The organism is Microcoleus sp. B4-C2, from assembly GCF_036705265.1.
Taxonomy (GTDB): domain Bacteria; phylum Cyanobacteriota; class Cyanobacteriia; order Cyanobacteriales; family Microcoleaceae; genus Microcoleus.
On the sequence record NZ_JAUBUB010000076.1, the window covers coordinates 1 to 17457 of the forward strand.

Annotated in this window: 15 protein-coding genes and 1 riboswitch; of the genes, 10 read left to right on the plus strand and 5 right to left on the minus strand. The window is 46.5% G+C overall.

Going from position 1 to position 17457, the window contains the following annotated elements; genetic code table 11:
- Positions 1–264: 264 nt before the first annotated feature.
- Together QUB20_RS20340 and QUB20_RS20345 are read right to left on the minus strand one after the other, a co-directional pair.
- On the minus strand, positions 265–2613 hold the full coding sequence (locus tag QUB20_RS20340; RefSeq protein ID WP_333248908.1) for a PhoX family phosphatase: 2349 nt from the start codon (positions 2611–2613) through the stop codon (positions 265–267).
- Positions 2614–2899: 286 nt separating this feature from the next.
- Complete coding sequence (locus tag QUB20_RS20345; protein WP_333248906.1) at positions 2900–3367, minus strand: hypothetical protein; 468 nt, start codon at positions 3365–3367, stop codon at positions 2900–2902.
- A 348-nt stretch (positions 3368–3715) separates the two neighbouring features.
- Here QUB20_RS20345 and folK point away from each other — a divergent pair, with 348 nt between their 5' ends.
- The 4 genes from folK to QUB20_RS20365 all read left to right on the plus strand — a co-directional run bounded on the left by folK (position 3716) and on the right by QUB20_RS20365 (position 7291).
- Positions 3716–4198, plus strand: coding sequence for a 2-amino-4-hydroxy-6-hydroxymethyldihydropteridine diphosphokinase (folK, locus tag QUB20_RS20350; protein WP_333248903.1), 483 nt, complete (start codon positions 3716–3718; stop codon positions 4196–4198).
- A 180-nt stretch (positions 4199–4378) separates the two neighbouring features.
- Complete coding sequence (locus tag QUB20_RS20355; protein ID WP_333055091.1) at positions 4379–4927, plus strand: NUDIX hydrolase; 549 nt, start codon at positions 4379–4381, stop codon at positions 4925–4927.
- A 149-nt stretch (positions 4928–5076) separates the two neighbouring features.
- Positions 5077–6528 carry an FAD-binding domain-containing protein gene (locus QUB20_RS20360; RefSeq protein WP_333248921.1) on the plus strand — a complete coding sequence of 484 codons (1452 nt, stop codon included), beginning with the start codon at positions 5077–5079 and terminating at the stop codon, positions 6526–6528.
- Positions 6529–6643: 115 nt separating this feature from the next.
- Positions 6644–7291, plus strand: coding sequence for a Uma2 family endonuclease (locus QUB20_RS20365; RefSeq protein ID WP_333248900.1), 648 nt, complete (start codon positions 6644–6646; stop codon positions 7289–7291).
- 102 nt (positions 7292–7393) lie between these two features.
- On the opposite strand, the gene QUB20_RS20370 is transcribed toward QUB20_RS20365, so the two are convergent.
- Positions 7394–7843 (minus strand): hypothetical protein, encoded by a 450-nt coding sequence (locus QUB20_RS20370; protein WP_333248897.1) that lies wholly within the window; start codon positions 7841–7843, stop codon positions 7394–7396.
- Positions 7844–7940: 97 nt separating this feature from the next.
- Between QUB20_RS20370 and QUB20_RS20375 the strand changes: the two genes are divergently transcribed.
- The gene (locus QUB20_RS20375; RefSeq protein ID WP_333248895.1) at positions 7941–8243 is read left to right on the plus strand and encodes a hypothetical protein; all 303 of its coding nucleotides are present in this window, start codon (positions 7941–7943) and stop codon (positions 8241–8243) included.
- Between the two features lie 499 nt (positions 8244–8742).
- Positions 8743–10878 carry a pentapeptide repeat-containing protein gene (locus tag QUB20_RS20380; RefSeq protein WP_333248893.1) on the plus strand — a complete coding sequence of 712 codons (2136 nt, stop codon included), beginning with the start codon at positions 8743–8745 and terminating at the stop codon, positions 10876–10878.
- A gap of 166 nt (positions 10879–11044) precedes the next feature.
- Here the strand turns inward: QUB20_RS20380 and QUB20_RS20385 are convergent, their stop codons facing one another.
- Both QUB20_RS20385 and QUB20_RS20390 read right to left on the minus strand, forming a co-directional pair.
- A complete protein-coding gene (locus QUB20_RS20385) occupies positions 11045–12619 on the minus strand; it encodes an FAD-dependent oxidoreductase (protein WP_333248891.1) in 1575 nt (524 codons plus the stop codon).
- A gap of 248 nt (positions 12620–12867) precedes the next feature.
- A complete protein-coding gene (locus tag QUB20_RS20390) occupies positions 12868–13566 on the minus strand; it encodes a Uma2 family endonuclease (protein WP_333248888.1) in 699 nt (232 codons plus the stop codon).
- A 298-nt stretch (positions 13567–13864) separates the two neighbouring features.
- Positions 13865–14011: riboswitch (cobalamin riboswitch) on the plus strand.
- 61 nt (positions 14012–14072) lie between these two features.
- Here QUB20_RS20390 and QUB20_RS20395 point away from each other — a divergent pair.
- The 4 genes from QUB20_RS20395 to QUB20_RS20410 all read left to right on the plus strand — a co-directional run bounded on the left by QUB20_RS20395 (position 14073) and on the right by QUB20_RS20410 (position 17326).
- Positions 14073–14792 carry an energy-coupling factor ABC transporter permease gene (locus tag QUB20_RS20395; RefSeq protein WP_333248918.1) on the plus strand — a complete coding sequence of 240 codons (720 nt, stop codon included), beginning with the start codon at positions 14073–14075 and terminating at the stop codon, positions 14790–14792.
- Positions 14793–14795: 3 nt separating this feature from the next.
- Complete coding sequence (locus QUB20_RS20400) at positions 14796–15128, plus strand: energy-coupling factor ABC transporter substrate-binding protein (RefSeq protein WP_333248885.1); 333 nt, start codon at positions 14796–14798, stop codon at positions 15126–15128.
- Between the two features lie 74 nt (positions 15129–15202).
- The gene (gene cbiQ / locus QUB20_RS20405) at positions 15203–16003 is read left to right on the plus strand and encodes a cobalt ECF transporter T component CbiQ (RefSeq protein WP_333248883.1); all 801 of its coding nucleotides are present in this window, start codon (positions 15203–15205) and stop codon (positions 16001–16003) included.
- A 468-nt stretch (positions 16004–16471) separates the two neighbouring features.
- A complete protein-coding gene (locus tag QUB20_RS20410) occupies positions 16472–17326 on the plus strand; it encodes an ABC transporter substrate-binding protein (protein ID WP_333248880.1) in 855 nt (284 codons plus the stop codon).
- The last annotated feature ends 131 nt before the right edge of the window (positions 17327–17457 follow it).

The following is a 17457-nucleotide window of genomic DNA, read 5'->3' on the forward strand; positions in this document are numbered from 1 at the left end:
CTCAAAAAAGCCTTTGAAAAAAAGGAAAAAGAAGCCTGCGGTCTAACTGTACCCAGTTGACCGTCAGGTTAGTTCACTCTTACTCCAGATTCGTAAAAACCCGGTTTCTGGGCCCCGGTGCGTAAGTCCAATTTAAACTGAGATGTTGCACCATTCTCAATAAACTTTTTATGGACAGGCAAGATGCCTGTTCCACAAAGAGTGAATTTTCTTGTGGAACAGGCCGAAAAGCCTGTTAAGCGAGAATGGTGCAAGATGTGAGATTTAAACAAACTGGCCCGTTGGAGTCGATCGCACCCGACGAATTCCAATCACCGACGGCATCGGCGAACGACGCCTGTCATTCTCAATATTACTCGGCCACAAACTGCCGCGAGAAACACTACGAGTCTGATTGAAAACAGCACCGTTCAAATCCAACATTTCAATTTGCCGACTCAGTACAGTACCATCATCGATCGGACAATCTTCCCCAGGATGCTGCACCGCAAGCAACAGCGTATCTCCCACAAAAGTCGGCCCCGTCATTTCGCATCGGTTCGGGCCGTAAGCAAACGGAATTACTGTTCCTGCATTCGGCCCAGAAGTGGGAATATAAAACAGCCAATTGTTGCCAAAAACACCAGTCAAATCTGACACATTTCCAGTCTTGTTGTGGTCGATCGTCTTTGGCTCTCCACTCGCACCGACATCAAAACCGTTGTGCGTGCTCGTAGACATATCAGTGACGACCCAAACATTGCCTTGAGGGTCAAAATCCAAATTGTCTGCATTAGCAAATCCCGCCCCATCTACCGCACCGGCTTCTCCACCCTGAGCCAAACGCTGCCAGCGGAACGTCAAACCCGCACCATCAGGACTGTCTTCAATTATTTTGTAAAGTCCTCCCGACTGCTGATTGCTGTTGACTGCGCTACCGTATTTAGCAACATTAAAAATGCGAGAATCTGGATAGCCGTCGCTTCCCGGTGCGCCGTCAGTATAAGCAATGAAAACTTCCTTCGTAGTAGGATTAACTTCCAAATCTTCCGGGCGTGCCGTCGGAGTGCCACCAATCAAATTAGCAGCTAAGAAAGCATCAACTAAAACCGCACCTTGGCTGCTGTAGAAATTAGCCAGAGTTTTATTTTGGTAGCCCGAAATTGCTGTTGCTTCATTGGTTGTATCTACTACAAAAGAACCGCCGTCTTCGGTTTGACCAGCAATTCCGGCGCGTTTGGGCAAGCGAGTAGCGGCATCTCTTTGAGCTTTGCCAAAACTTGCTAATTCCGCCTCGCCAACTCTAGAAGGACGCACCGGATTTGTCGGGGTATTTAATGTCAGTGGCAGCCATCTTCCAGTACCGTTGCGGTTATATTGGGCAACGTACAAAACCCCATCTTCAAACAATCGGCTGTTGTTTTTATCTGCGGGATTGGTGACATTACCGTTGCTGACAAATTTCCAGGTGTGTCCGCCGCGCCGATCGTCCCCCATGTACCCTATTAACTTGCGGCCTGCTTCAGCGCGAATCGCGACGTTTTCGTGGCGGAAACGGCCCAACCATGAGTGCTTCCGGGGGCGGAAACTCGGATCTTGGGGATCGACTTCTACCATCCAGCCGTATTTTTCGCCGACTAAGCCGAATTCCTCACCGATAGTGCCCTTGGCGTAGCTGGTTTGGCCACCGTTGGGTTTGACGTTTTCCTGAACCCCGACGAAAAATGCTTCGCTACCTTGGAAGTTTTCTTCGGCGGAGAGGATTGTTCCCCAAGGGCTTGTGGCGCCGGAACAGTTGTAGGCTGTACCGATGATGCGGTTGCCGAGTCCGTCGGTGTTGACTTGCGCGAAGACTTGGGTAGCTGCAGGGCCCGTGCCGATGAGGTAGTTGTCGTCCCCTTGTCTGGTTCCCCAGGAGGTGACATCTTTGTATTTGTCGGTACGCTGGCTGTTGATTCCGAGGCCGGAAAGTCCGTGAATACGGCGGTTGAGGGGGTCGCCGGCGATCGCCTGAAATCTGCCGTTGGCTTGTTTGGTGATGCGGACGATCGAACCACCGAGATTGTACAGGAATTCGCCGATGGTATCGCGATTCTTTACGGATAAGTCTATACCCAGGACGGCGCGCTCGGTTGTTGGAAATGATGCCAAGTCTGACGGGGTATCGGGTGCCTCTTTCGACATTGGGAAGGATACGTACTCGTGGTTAACCCAGAGATAACCGTCGTCATTGCTGCCGCGAAGGCCTACAAAGCCGGTGTAGTCGCAGTTGTAGCCGAAATAGTCTGCCGGATTGGGAAAAACTCGATCGCCCCAGCGGACAATCACATAACGTTCGTATTCCGGCGGCACAACCACATCGTCAACAATGCTGTAACTCGTTAATCTAGTATCCTGTGAGGCAGCCATCACGGTTCCCTGTCCGTTTAAGCCCATCGGCATAAAGCTGGACAATTCTCGATAAATCGGCAGCGGGTGGGGAAGTCTTAACGGAGTGAAAGATAGCGGAACTACAGCTTCGGCCGAGGTGGAATTGATGCCGAATAGTGTTTTAGTTACTTGAGGGGCAAGCACAGTGGTAGCTGCACTGCTGCCGAAGAAAATTAGCAGTTGTCGGCGAGTTATTTTAGACATAAATTCCTGTTCAGCCCAACTTCCCTAATCAGATGATTCCGTATGAAACTCTATCACTATTAAATTAAGGGGAGTTAACCTGAAGGTTAATTAAAATTGGGAGGTATTTAGGTTAACAAAAAGTTAAATATTCTCATTGGCAAGTGGTAATTGGGAATAGAGAGAGAGATTCAGGAAAAAATATCTATCCATGTATCCGTGATTTCCGTGTCGTGCTGTTGGTTATTTGTTATTTGTTACCAATGCCCGATGCCATGCCCTGTTTGCCGCCCTGCGCGGGCCGATTTCAATCATCTCGAAAACCTGGATCATTTTCTCTGGAGGTCGATCGACTGGGCGCAGGTACATTCATCACTTGCGAAGATCCAGAATTTGGGGACGAAATACCGCCGTTTCTGAATCCCAGCAGCAATTGAGCATCGGCAAAATATCTAGTCCACTGTTCGATTCTCGCATCTTGTTGCCAGTCGCGGCGGGATACTCTCGATCGCAAAACTGGAACTCTTTGTCGGCTGCGATCGGCTGTAATAATGACTGTAACTTCTGTTAATGCCGGATTTTCTTGAAACTCGCGGGCGATCGACTCTTTCGCTAAATCTTCCGCCTGCTGCACTAAACTCGCAAAAGATTGACTACCGTCCGAATCTAGGGTAAGGTAGCGCTCTTTTGTTTCAGCCAAACCTATTGATATACTTGCTGTTAAACTGATAATTGCTAGAATGACAGCCGACAATAAGCGTAGGTACAAATTCATTATGTTTGAAACTAAATACTAACACTTGTCAATAATAGTTAATAAAATTTAACAGACTGTTAAGCTTAAATTAAAATAATATTTTGTCTCACCATATTTCCGCTTAACAGACAAGATGCCTGTTCCACAACAAGTGCCTTTTCTTGTGGGTTGGGCATCCTGTCCGCCCATAGAATGGTTATTGATAATGGTGCAATATCTCAGTTTTACTCGAAATATTTGTCAGTAGCAAAGGATGTTGATAAACCAGCCCCCGCGTTATTCTTCTTCCTTCAACCTCAGAAGGAAAACTAGATAATTAATCCGTGTATCCGTGTCAAAATCCGTGTCGTGCCTTCCTTCTTCCTTATGAAACTAACAAAATGTGCGATCGCCCTCGGTAGCAACTTAGGCGACTCCCTAGCCACACTCTCTAGCGCGATCGTAACCCTAAACAACACCCCAGGAATAGCAGTAAAATCCCATTCAAGCTGGTATCAAACCGCCCCCGTCGGGCCGCCCCAACCCGATTACATCAACGCCTGTGCCATCCTAGAAGTTGCACTAAAACCCGAACAATTACTAGCAAAATTATTAGAAATTGAAATAAAATTTAATCGAATTCGCAGAGAAAAATGGGGGCCAAGAACCCTCGATCTAGATTTGCTGCTGTACGACAATTTAATCCTAGAAACTCCCACACTGACTCTACCTCATCCCCGGATGACCGAAAGAGCTTTTGTATTAGTACCTTTAGCAGAAATTGCCCCGGATTGGGTGCATCCGGTGACGAAAAGTGCGATCGTCCAACTCCTGCAAACCGCAGACTGTTCGGGAGTGCAAAAATTGTAACTGTAAAAAGTGAGTACAATTCACCGATCGTACCAGTTTCAAAAAAAATGCAACCGTAGCTAAGCTGCCAACTGTGATAGTCATCAGTCATTCCCAATCTAAAATCTAAAATCTAAAATCGTATTAGATCGCCTATGATGTCTTAAATCGGTGCAATCAAACATTATTCGCTTGTCGCTTATGTCGATCGGTCAAGAACTACCCCAACTCCTCAAACAACGCCTATTTTACCAAGGGCGCAAATTCAACTTTGACGTAGCCACCCTCCGTCTTCCCAACGGTTCCGAAGGCGAGTGGGAATGTATTCGCCACCCAGGCGGAGCACTTGCAGTTCCCGTCACACCCGAAGGTAAACTCGTCTTGGTACGCCAATATCGCTTTGCCACAAAAGGGCGAATTTTAGAATTTCCCGCAGGTACAGTAGAAATCAATGAAAATCCCGCCGAAACTATCAAACGCGAAATCGAAGAAGAAACCGGATATCGCGCCGGAAAATGGCAGAAATTAGGGCAATTTTTTCTCGCCCCCGGTTATTCCGACGAAATCATTTATGCTTTCTTAGCCCAAGATTTGGAAAAACTGGAACAGCCGCCAGCACAAGATGATGACGAAGACATTGAAACAGTTCTATTCACTCCAGAAGAATTAGAAAAAGCTATCTTAGCTGGGGAACCCATTGATGCAAAATCTATTTCTAGCTTTTTCTTGGCACGTCCCTTTTTGATGTAAATCTGACTGACGGAAAAACCCGGTTTCTTATAAAAATCGTGCGTCCAACCGATAAATATTAACTTAGAAACCGGGTTTTTGAACCCGCTTGTGTCCAGAACTGTAAAATCTAAAATCTAAAATCTAAAATCTAAAATCGAATGTCTGATATATCCAATCTAATTTTATTTTGGCACCGCCGCGACTTGCGTATTTCTGACAACATCGGACTGGCAGCAGCGCGCCAGCAAAGCCCGAAAGTAGTCGGAATTTTTTGTCTCGATCGCAATATCCTAAACCGGGATGACGTAGCGCCAGCCCGAGTCACATACATGATCGGCTGCTTGCAAAAACTCTCCTCGCGTTACAGGGAAGCAGGCAGCCAATTGCTGATCATTCAAGATGACCCGATTCTAGGAATACCGAGATTAGCAACAGCTATAAATGCCCAAGCAGTATTTTGGAACTGGGATGTAGAACCCTACGCAAAACAGCGCGATCAGTCCGTATCAAACGCCCTCCAACAAGCAGGAATTCAAGTTCAAAATTTCTGGGATCAACTCCTGCACGCCCCAGATGAAATTCGCAGCGGTACAGGGACTCCCTACACGGTTTATACACCATTTTGGAAAAAATGGAACAGTAAACCCAAAGCCCAACCAGTAGAGACACTGCCGATAACTTATCTGGAATTAATGACCGGATTAACCGCCGAAGAACAAGCAATCGCCAACCAAGCAGGTGCAATGGAAACAGTGCCAACTGCCTCTAGTTTGGGATTTATTTGGGAAAATCCCTTAGTAATAGAACCCGGAGAAGATGCAGCGCAACAAAAATTAGAAGAATTTTGCGATCGGGCAATTTACAAATATCAAGCACAGCGCAATTTTCCCGCCATTAACGGCACATCCAAACTCAGCGCAGCCCTCAAATTTGGTGCAATTGGCATCCGCACTGTTTGGCAAGCTACCCAAATAGTAATGGACACTTGCAGCAGCGAAGAAGCGTCTACAAGCATCCGTACTTGGCAACAGGAAATAGCGTGGCGAGAATTTTACCAACACGCCATGTATAACTTCCCAGAATTAGCAGACGGCCCCTACCGTCAAGCATTCAAAGACTTTCCTTGGGAGAACAATGAAAAGCTCTTTCAAGCTTGGTGTAAAGGCAAAACAGGCTATCCTATTATCGATGCAGCAATGCGGCAGTTAAATCAGACAGGTTGGATGCACAATCGCTGTCGCATGATAGTCGCCAGTTTCCTCACCAAAGATTTAATTATTAACTGGCAGTGGGGTGAAAAATACTTCATGCAAAAATTGATAGATGCCGACCTTTCTGCTAACAACGGCGGCTGGCAGTGGAGTGCATCGAGTGGTATGGATCCGAAACCTTTGCGAATATTCAATCCGGCGAGTCAAGCTCAAAAATTTGACCCGGAAGGGGAGTATATTCGGCACTGGGTTCCAGAATTGCGCCGCGTTGATACTAAAATTTTGCTAACAGGAAATATTTCGCCTTTAGAACGCCGACTTCTTCATTATCCCTCTCCGATCGTAGATCACAACGAGCAGCAGCGCAAGTTTAAGGAACTGTACAACCAGCAAAAAAACGCAGATTAGATAGCTCAATCTTTGGCGATAGTTACCAGTAAATTAAGTTGAAGGGGGCGCTGTACACCCCTCAACTTAAAAGATTGTATCAGTTATAATAAACTTAAATAAATCGGAGGTTGAAATGGTAACGCTGCAATTAAGGCAAATCATTGTACCACCTGGACATAGAGTGCTGTTCAATGATGTCAACTGGCAGGAATTTGAAGCAATTTTAGAAGAGTTGGGAGAACACCGTGGCTCTAGAATAGCTTACAGTCAAGGAACTTTGGAGATTAGGATGCCACTACCAGAACATGAGAAAGCTAAAATCATTATTGGCTATTTAGTGAAAATTCTGTTTGAGGAACTAGAAATCGACTTTGAACCATTTGGTTCGACGACTTTCAAGCGAAAAAGTATGTTACAAGGAATTGAGCCTGATGAATGTTTTTACATTCAGAATTATGCTCTAATGATTGGCAAAAAGCGGATCGACTTAACTGTCGATCCGCCGCCTGACTTAGCTATTGAAGTGGATATAACTTCCAAAACTCAACTCGATGCTTACGAAGCTTTGGGAGTACCTGAAATTTGGCGCTATGAAAATAAGAAGCTTCAGATTAATGTGCTTCAAGATGGGAAATATGTTGAATCGGAAATTAGTCCGATTTTTCCCAATCTGCCAATTATTGAAGCTATTTCTCAATATTGCGAACAAAGCCAAACAGTGGGTACGAGTCAAACTCTCAGATTGTTTCGCAAGTGGGTTAAAGACCAAATACAAAATTGATATGAAATCCCTAGTCCACGCACGGGCTGTCAGAAATCCGGCTTATTTACGATCGCCAAAAAGCCATTTTCTCACAGCCATCCTCCTAATTCCGTTATATTTTTAATTTCGCTTTTGGGAAATAGAGAGAGAGTAAGGGTGTTGACCTTGAGCTCGATCGCCCACAAAAATAACATAAGTCCCCTTGTCCCCATAACCGGAAAATTCTACATTCCCCGCACCAGCATTCGCCGGCAGCACGCAGAAACGCCCCCTCGGCCCCTGAATCATCAAACTCGGAGCTCCAGCGGTTTGTACTGCAATCCGCCAGTAAGGCAAATCCTGGGTTACTTCGATGACGTGGTTGGGCCCTTGGGAGACAAAACCGCAGTCGCCGCTATTGTTCGGGCCGCCGGAAACTCCCGAAACTCCCAGCGGTTCGGGAAATCCCGGAGCAATTTGTAGCGGTTGGCTCCGAAGGGCACCGGCATCCGCTAAAATCATTGCCAAGGCTAGGGTCACGATCGGGCTAAACCACAGTTTGCCGCGATCGCCCGGATAATTTATCTTCATGTTTCCTCACACAATGGCATTTGGTTCTAGTTCTTTGACGGTAGAGGATAACGACGGTTCCGAACACATTAATCTAAACTAACTTCCGAATTTTTTTATGGATCCTCAAAATAAATTCAATTGGCAGCAAGCGATCGGAGAACTAAAAGCTAAAGTAGAACGATCGCCGCTCATCACCCAAAATTCAGACAGCTATCAAGCCGTCGGAACCTTATACAATCAATTACTCGACAAGTTTCAAAGACTCCCCAAACCGGGGCAGGTGGCAGCCTTTGCCTTGGCAGCGATAATTGTCCTGACAGTCTTCAATAGCATCGTAAAGCTAATTTCCGCCCTGATGACTCTTGCCGTTCTCGGAGTGCTAATCTACATAGCGTTTGACACTCACCGACCGTCCTAAAGGCGAGGTGATTCTTGGCTCCACGACTGACCTTACTACTCACTATCCTTACGGCAATACTTAAACCTTTCAACCGTGGAATACCACCAATTGACGAGCTTAACTTAGTTAATCCCAGAGGGTCTATCTCCCCAAGCGTACTAGGATATGAACCTAGAGTTCAGGCGTGCCCCGCCTTACTTCAGTAGTCAACAAAGTATTTGGTTCTCTGGTATTGGGATATTATTTTTTTATCCCTAGCTGTTTTAAGAGTTTTCGCCGCTCTTTGCCCCTAAATTTATGCCTGAAAGTGTGTCTCAACTGTTTCACGATGGCAATGGAGTTTCACCCTGACAACTTAATTATAACCTGGTTTGGGGTTGCTTTGCCAAGCGTAAATTCACGCTCATCCAATAGAAAGCCGTCAAGCCAACGACGGGGTTTTAAACCCAAATTTCTGATAAATTGGCAATATCTCCTGATTCCTCCAACTAACGACTAACAATAGGAAATTATAAATATGGCTAACCCCACCGCGCCCAGCGGCATCAATCAACCCGATCCGTCTTGGCAAACACAATCCAAGCAAATGCCACTGCTGGTTCGCAGGTGCGGCGCTTGGGCAGTGGAAATTTCGTTAATAGCTGCTAGCGCCCTCGTTCCCTTCAGTATCGGGGCATTAGTCAACCAGGAATCTCAAACCGTACCGCTCAATTCCTCAGTAGCAGCAGCATCCGAAACCGTCGCCCGTACCTTGGGCATACCCGTGCGCGATCGCAGCCCCAGAGTCGCACCCCTAACTAATCTATTCTGGTCAGGGGCACTGCTGGCACCGGCAGTTTTAGCGGGGTGGCAACTGTTTTTGCTCGCCAGAACCGGTCAAACTATCCCCAAACGCTGGTTCGGCGTCAAAGTGGTCACAGCGTCGGGTACTCCTCCGGGTTTTGGGCAAGTGCTAATTCGCGAAAGTTTGGGGCGCTGGGGAGTGCCTCTGGGCGTCGCTTACGGCATTTGGCGCTTGACGGGAGCGTTTCCTGATTTGCTGATTTTAGGGGGGCTCAGCGGCTTGGCAGTGCTCGCAGACGGGGCTTTTGCATGGCGCTACAAACGGCAAACGGGACACGATCGCCTCGCCAATACTTTGGTCGTCAACGCTCGATCGAATCAACTGTCTGCCAATCCTGTCAAGACTCAAGATTGGACTGAGGAAGACGCGCAGATTGCGGCTTTGGTTGTGACTCCACAAAGCGGCCTGAAAGTAAATGCCAGTTTGTGGAATTGGATGCGCCAACACCCAGGCACAACTTTAGTAATAGTTACCGTCGGCAGCGCGGGATTGATTTTAACTTTGTTTGTCGGCACTCTCATCTACACTCAAAGTCAAGCAAATATGCGAGATTCCCGGCAGCGGAACGACGAATTATTTGTGGCTTTAGTCAGCAAATTGTCTCCCACATCGGCTAGCGGGGCATCGGGCAGGCGATCGGCAATTTTGGCTTTGGGGGCCGTGGAAGACTCCCGCGCCGTACCCCTGTTAGCGGATTTGCTCGCTCAAGAAGACAACCGCGCCATGCTGGACGCGATCCAGCAAGCTTTAGTCAGTAGCGGGCCGAAAGCTTTGCCTGACTTGCAGCGGTTGAATCAGGCCCTCAGCAACGACCTCGATTCCCTGCGGTTTGGCGGCAAGGCCCCCGAACGCGAGTTAGCGGCCGCCCGCCAGCGAACAGTACAAAGGGCGATCGGCAAAATTCTCACAGTGTATAGCAGCCAACTCAACGGCGTCGATCTGAGCCGCACGGATTTAGCTCAAAGTCCTGCCGGCCCATCTCAGTTTACTTTAGTTTTAAACAAAGTTGACTTGTCGGGAATTAAGTTGAGAAATGCCAATTTAACCAATGCCAGCTTGCAGGGAGCTCGCTTTTACGGCACCGGCGAAGACAGGCGTCCGGGTACATTTGACGATTGGATTTCTGACTTGAGCGGCGCTAATTTGGAAGGAGTAAATTTGACCGGGGCGTCTTTGAACAGTGCTGTAATGAACGGGACTAATTTTGTGCGCGCTGTCATGAACAAAGCTAATTTGTCAAACGGCAATTTGAATTCAGCTAATTTCAGCAGTGCTATTTTAATTGGAGCCAATTTACAGGAAGCAATGTTAAAAAATGCCCGTTTTACCGGAGCCGATATAGGAAGCGCGAATTTGTCGCGAGCGGATTTGTCCGGTGCACGTTTGGGCAAAGTTAAGGCTCAAGGCGCTCAGTTGTCCTTGACAAATTTGTCTAAATCGGAATGGCAAGGTGCTGATTTATCCGGTGCTGATTTGAGCGGCGCAAACTTACAAAATGCCAATTTGACTTCGACTAAACTCGCCAACGTGAATTTAAAAGATGCTCGGTTGCAAGATGCCAATTTTCGGAATGCAGAGGTGAGTTCGGTTGATTTTCGGGGCGCGAATTTAGCGGGAGCGGATTTTAAAGGCGCGGTGTTTCTGGGGAAAGCAGCTTCGGAGCAATTTATTCAAAATCCCACGACTGGTAGTAAATCAGGTAGATTCCTAGGAGTTGATTTTGCGGAGGCTAAAAATTTAGATAAAAGTCAAATTGCTTACATTTGTTTGCAGGGGGGGATTCATCCGAAGTGCCCGCAGAAGAAGTAAGGATTTGTTGTTAGCAAGTAGGCTAATACAGTTGAGCATTTAAATTGTATATTCACGGCGGGTGGGACACCCCAAAAAAGTTTGATTATTTTTTGACATACAATTTAAATGCCACAACAGCTTAGTCAACAATCAATAATCATGAGGAGTGCAACCGGGATTGAGATTATGCAATAGCATCCGAAGTGACAAGAGTCTCGAATTGCGCCAATAGCATTGCCTCACCACTATTGGGAGTTCCAAAAATTTTAGGTAACTGGCCTGTTTGGGCGAGAACTTGTCTCACTTCTTGGTTAGATACATCGGCTAGATTTTTGTTATTTAGAATGGCATTAACCGCAGCGATACCCACACCTTGACCAACTGCGGCGTTGAATTCAACTATTCTGCCGACAGAACAGGCTAACCCTTCAAATCCCGAACACGGACTGACTACTGCCAAGTTAGGAACGTTTTTAATTAATGCGTGGCGGATGCCAATATTAAAGATAGGCTGTTTAAAACTCAGACTTTTAAACCATCCTAGACTGTTTGCTTTCTCGCCAATACCCTGGATGCCTCCCCGTACATCAAAATGATAGCTAAATGTTGCCAGGGCTTCATTAGCAGGTACGCCACCTAACAGCATTTGTGCGCCAGTTAAAGGTTCTACAACTCCCGTCACATTGCCAGCGTGTCTGATATAAAGTTCTGAGGCATAAGTAACAGAAGTAGCCCCCAAACTCCTCAGCCAAGTTGTAATAAATAACATCTCTCTTTGCATATTAGCCGTGGGTTTGCTCCCGCTTCTAGCTAAGGCTTCGGCTTCGCTGGCTGTGACTGCAAATAAAAGCGCATTCCACGAAAGTCGGTCATTTGGAAGTATTGCTATATTTCCCTCATCTAAAATTATGCCAGTTTCAGAAAAAGATAGTTTTCTTCCTCTAAATGAGTGGTAAGCTACAGACAGAGCCGGCGCGCGAACATCGATGTAATCGTTACCCGCCCACAGAGTTTTGAGATTGCCTTGAGTGTCCCTCATTTCCCGCCGAAGCTCTTCTGCTAGTTTGGCATCCTTGCCTGCGGCGTACAGCAAAAATTTTTGACTCTCTGCATCGGCCAGGTTGGTAAAGCGTTTTAGATAAATATAATCGAATTCTTTCAGTGCTCTTGCACTGAGTCCTTGGGTTTCAAAAACGAGGGTGACTGGAAGTTCTGAATTAGGCAGACCAAATGTTTCAAATCCCTTCAGCTTTCTCACACCGGCAGCTTGAGCTAATTCGGCATTGACAGTGGCATCAATAAATTGCTTGCCGGCATAAACTACGCCTTTAGAGGTGGTTATACTGACAATTTTTTGACCTTCTTTACTGACTGATTTAATTTCTACTTTGCTCAGGAGATCGGCCCCAGCTTTTACCAGCATTTCTTTCAGGGCTGCACTGGCTTTGCGGGGGTCAAGTGCAATTGCGGTGACACCGGATTTTTGTAAGAATTCTTTATAGATTGTCGCTGGTGAACCAAAGGTATCTAACTTTAAAGATTGTTGAAGTTGTTCACTAATCTGACTTCTATCTAAATAAGCAAGACCGCCTCTTACCAAATGCCCGCCAATTCCTTCTTGCAAGCTTGCTTTCGACATCAGTAGAATTCGCGGATAACGCTTTGTTCGGCGAAGATATTCTCTGGAGGCAGAGATAACAGCTAGAACTCCTGGAACTTCATCACCAAAACAGATGATATCGTAAGAACGCAGATTCATGACCATTATTTAATAACCTCTGTTGATTTTCATGTTTTCGAGCTGCATCTCAATGTTTGCCGTCCAACTTTCTGTTTTTCCCAAATCTAGCTAGATATTTCCTGATTTTTGCGATAATATTCACACATTTCTGGAGGCAGCAACCGGGTTTTTTCCAGAAAATCCTCCTTTGAGGACGATCGATCGGGCGTTGCAAAACCCGGTTTGTGAGCGTCTAGAGTACAACACTGAGGTACTCTTGATTGCCATCAGCCCAGATTATCAGGATCTATCCCCAACTCCCGCAATCGCTGAGCCAGTCGATCGGCGCGCTGGGATTCCTGTTGGGCGCGCTGCGCTGATTCTTTCACCTGTTCTTCAGGTGTCAGATAACGTTTTCCATCGGCATCATACCAATACAACCACTCCCTTGTCACCCCAGAATAACTTCCCCTTTCACAACCAATCCCCAAACCAATTTCAGGCATCCAAACTGGATTTCCTGACTGTAACTCGTACTTCCCATTGACTAACTTGTGTACTTCCAAATGAGGTTTACGACGGCGGCGGGAAGAATAAATGACGTAATAAAGTACGCCTAAAGCTTGATAAGTCTCCAATTTTGTGCTGTATTCCTTGCGATAAGTTGGGGAAACAACTTCCAGCACAAAAGTAGGCAGAACATTTTCATCCCACAGCACGTAACTGGGGCGCAATTCTTCGTCGTAAAATCGTTCTACTCCTAAACTTAAGAAAGCATCTGGGACAATGGGCGGTTCGTCAGGGTGATGATAAATACCCATATCTATGCCAAAAAACCAGTCCATGCGTTCTGCCCAAAGTATGAGCAATATTGCTTTTAACAACCCTGGTATTAGTTCTTGCAGTTCGTTATCCACAGGCGTTTCATCTGAGTCTGGTAGTTCATCGGCTGAGGGCCAGTGCCTCGGAAATTTGTAATCTAACATGGCGGCTTTCCTCAAAACTCATTAATATTATACCGTTGATTTGTTGGGCAATAGTATTTATGGAACGAACCGCGAAGACGCGAAGGAAGAGAAGATGAGAGGTAATTTTGACTTAGGAACGCGAATTAAATAACTTACAATTTTAATTGTGATTGTGGGATGGGTGTCCCGCCCGTCCAAAAAGGACGGGCTCTTAGGCCCATCCCACTTTCAAGAGTGGAAGTTATTTAATTCTCATTCCTTAGTTAATCTGAAGTAATTTTTGTAAAAGATTTGCTGAGACTTACGCGATCGACTAAACTATGTCTAACCAGTCGGTTCTAATGGGGAGCAGCCGTTAGAGGAAACGGGGAAAGTTCGGTGCAAGTCCGGCGCTGTCCCGCAACTGTAATGAGAGTTTTGTCGCTTTCTGAGTCAGGATGCCCGCCGATGTGTTAGTTTACATAGTCTCATCTGCGAGGTTCAGCGTGAAGGCCAGAAATCGGAAATTGGTCAGCTTGGGATTGATGGCTGGCTTGAGTTGTTATATTGTCCTGGGTTCGGCAACGCCCGCCGCAGCTATGCACATTTCGGAAGGTTTTTTGCCGGTGCAATGGGCGGCGTTTTGGTGGATGGTGGCGTTGCCTTTTTTTGCAGTAGGTTTGCGATCGATTACTCGTATTACAAAAGAACACCCGGAACTTAAACTATTGCTAGCTTTAGCCGGTGCGTTTACTTTTGTACTTTCTGCTTTAAAAATTCCCTCGGTAACGGGGAGTTGTTCTCACCCAACGGGTACCGGTTTGGGTGCAATTTTGTTCGGCCCTTCGGTGATGGCTGTACTGGGGGCTTTAGTTCTGCTGTTTCAAACGTTACTGTTAGCTCACGGCGGGCTGACAACGCTGGGAGCGAATATGTTTTCGATGGCGATTGTTGGCCCGTTTGCCGCATATTTTATCTATCAATTGCTGTTGCGAACTGGCAGGCAACGGGCGGCAATTTTTTGTGCGGCGGCTTTAGCAAATTTACTGGCTTATGTGACGACTTCGATTCAATTAGCGTTAGCTTTTCCGGCAGCAAGTGGCGGTTTTATGGCTTCGTTTCTCAAGTTTGCTGGCATCTTTGCTATCACTCAAGTACCCCTGGCGATTAGTGAAGGATTGCTGACTCTATTGGTCTGGAATTGGCTGCATTCTTACGGGAAGCCGGAGTTGGAAACTTTGAAATTATTGAGACAGGAGTCATAAGCCGTGAGTCAAAAAAACACAAGAAATCAGCAAGCTACTTCACAACAAAATTGGATGTTGGTAATTGCTGTTATCGCGCTTGCCGTTATTCCCCTAGTTTTTGTCCGGGGTGAATACGGCGGAGCGGATGGGGAAGCACAGAAAGCGATTACGGAAATTCAACCGGACTATCAACCTTGGTTTAACCACTTTTTTGAGCCTGCTAGCGGAGAAATTGAAAGTTTGCTGTTTGCGACTCAAGCGGCGTTAGGATCGGGCGTAATTGGCTACGCGATCGGGCTTTATAAGGGACGCACTGAATCTCATAAATCTGATGATGAATCGCCGTCGGAATAAATGGCGAATAAACGGCGAATAGAATTCGCTTCTACACATACAAAGTCCGCCTGCGCGGACTGAAAGACTTTGGAATGAACCATCAGATTGATAGTCTGGCTTATACAAATCGCTTGCGCGGGTTGCCGCCAATCCACAAGTTATCCTTTGCGATCGCCCTTTTAATTCTGTCTCTCGTTTCTGGGGCGATCGTCCAATTGTCGATCGGCCTTTGGTTAGCCGTCTGGATCGTCGTCTATGCGGGTATTCCGGCGAAACTGTATTTGCGGTTGCTGTCGCTACCGTTGATGTTTTTGCTGACAAGTTTGCCTGCTTTGGCGCTGGGTGCGGTTGAGTTAAGTCAAATCCAGGAAATTCAGTGGGATATTTGGCAAGGTTGGGGCATTAGCATCGGCACTTTTTATCTGTATGTGAGCCGCACTGGAATATACCAAGTGAGCTTGCTGTTTGCCCGCGCCTTCGCATCGACAAGTTGTATGTATTTCATTCTCTTGACGGTTCCATTTACCGAAATCTTGCAGATTCTCAGACAATTACGCTGTCCAGAGTTAGTCACAGAACTGCTATTACTAATGTATCGGTTTATTTTTAGCTTATTGGCGATCGCCGATGAACTTTGGATAGCACAAAACTCGCGCTGTGGCTACCGCACTTGGAAGCGGGGAATGCAGAGTTTAAGCATTTTAATCGGGCAATTGCTTCAGCGAACTTTGGAAAACTACCGTCAAGTTTCGTTGAGTTTAGCGTCGCGCGGCTTTAATGGAGAATTGCGCGTTTGGAATTCTTACCCTTATAAACCTTCGCGAAGATATATATTTGAAGCTTTGTTTGGGTGTACAGTTTTAACTTTGTTAAACGTGCTATTTCAACATTAAATTACTCGTTCCCAGGCTCTGCCTGGTAAGGCAGAACCGGAGGCTCTGCCTCCAATTTCCCCTTGGCCACGCGAGGCAGAGCCTCTGGAAATCGGTTCCCAGGTAGAGCCTAGGAACCAGTCAATGGGGGCCAGAAACCGGGGTTTTTACAGAATATGTGGGCTCTAGCGCGTCTTCTGGGCAAAAAACCCGGTTTCTGAACACCCGCGCCTCCAGGAATATTGTTGATAATTCTCCTATTCTCGTTAGTTTAGCGGGCCCGATTTGAATAAGGGCGATCGCACTTCCTGCAACAGCTATTACAAATATGACTTTTATGAACTTAATTAATGAATTATATGAATTGACGTGAACATTAGTTGAATGAATAATTACAGTATCAAAATAAATAGAAAAAATTCTGTATCAAGATACTAACAAAAGCAACAGCCCGCCCCCCATTGTTTTTATTATTGCCATCGGCTTAATTTGGTTTGGCGCCTACAAGTTCCTTCCCGGTTTATTGAAAGCCAAAACTGCAAATACACCTACATCTACATCGGCCCCGATCGCACCAGGAGCGATCGCCAGACGAGCTTTGCCAATAATCTATCAGGATTTGGCAGCTACAGCTTTCGGACAGTACCCAATATTAGCTTAATGGCAGCTCCCTTAGCAGAATATGGAGTGAAAACAGCAGCCAAAACTAATATTGCGGTTTGTTATGATTCCCAAGCACCGGATAACATATCATTTAAAGATGAATTTGTGGCATCTCTTACTGCTGCTGGTGGCAAATTAGTTCCCACTATTTGCGACTTTTCCTTACCCTCTTTTAATCCCGAAAGTGCGATCGCCGATGCTGTCAGCAAAAATGCACAAGGATTGATGGTAGCGCCCCACATCGATCGCATTGACCGTGCGATTTCTCTGGCTCGCATCAATCGAGGCAAATTGCCACTCTACGGCAGCACTACGCTCTACACCTTTCAAACTTTAAAAGACGGACAAAAAGACGTTGACGGGCTTGTTTTGCCCGTTCCCTGGCATCCTGAAACTAATCCCGGTAGCTGTTTCCCAGAAAAGGCCCGCCAGCGTTGGGGAGGCATTGTGAATTGGCGAACAGCAACGAGTTTTGATGCGACTCAAGCTGTCATCGCTGGCTTGCGACAAAGCAATACGCGGGAAGGGTTGCAACAAGCACTCAGAAATCGGAGTTTTTCAACAGCAGGATCGAGCGAGGATGTGAAGTTTTTGCCCACGGGCGATCGGGCTGGTAAGCCGATTTTAGTGCAAGTTAAACAAGGAGGAAGCACTGGCTATAACTTCGTCCCGCTGCGGTAAGTTTGTTAAGTGCGATCGCACGGGCGGGAAAGATGCCCAACCCCTACTCTCCCCAAGAAAATTCAATCTTTGTGGAACAGGCATCTTGCCTGTTCTTGATGCCAAACTCACGCCCCACCAGAAAATTCCCT

Bases quoted from the DNA above. Each gene is read 5' to 3' on its own strand.
- QUB20_RS20370 (WP_333248897.1), bottom strand. From the start codon at position 7,843: ATGAAGATAAATTATCCGGGCGATCGCGGCAAACTGTGGTTTAGCCCG.
- QUB20_RS20380 (WP_333248893.1), top strand. From the start codon at position 8,743: ATGGCTAACCCCACCGCGCCCAGCGGCATCAATCAACCCGATCCGTCT.
- QUB20_RS20385 (WP_333248891.1), bottom strand. From the start codon at position 12,619: ATGAATCTGCGTTCTTACGATATCATCTGTTTTGGTGATGAAGTTCCA.
- QUB20_RS20375 (WP_333248895.1), top strand. From the start codon at position 7,941: ATGGATCCTCAAAATAAATTCAATTGGCAGCAAGCGATCGGAGAACTA.
- QUB20_RS20395 (WP_333248918.1), top strand. From the start codon at position 14,073: ATGGCTGGCTTGAGTTGTTATATTGTCCTGGGTTCGGCAACGCCCGCC.
- folK (WP_333248903.1), top strand. From the start codon at position 3,716: ATGAAACTAACAAAATGTGCGATCGCCCTCGGTAGCAACTTAGGCGAC.
- QUB20_RS20355 (WP_333055091.1), top strand. From the start codon at position 4,379: ATGTCGATCGGTCAAGAACTACCCCAACTCCTCAAACAACGCCTATTT.
- QUB20_RS20390 (WP_333248888.1), bottom strand. From the start codon at position 13,566: ATGTTAGATTACAAATTTCCGAGGCACTGGCCCTCAGCCGATGAACTA.
- QUB20_RS20365 (WP_333248900.1), top strand. From the start codon at position 6,644: ATGGTAACGCTGCAATTAAGGCAAATCATTGTACCACCTGGACATAGA.
- QUB20_RS20345 (WP_333248906.1), bottom strand. From the start codon at position 3,367: ATGAATTTGTACCTACGCTTATTGTCGGCTGTCATTCTAGCAATTATC.
- QUB20_RS20340 (WP_333248908.1), bottom strand. From the start codon at position 2,613: ATGTCTAAAATAACTCGCCGACAACTGCTAATTTTCTTCGGCAGCAGT.
- cbiQ (WP_333248883.1), top strand. From the start codon at position 15,203: ATGAACCATCAGATTGATAGTCTGGCTTATACAAATCGCTTGCGCGGG.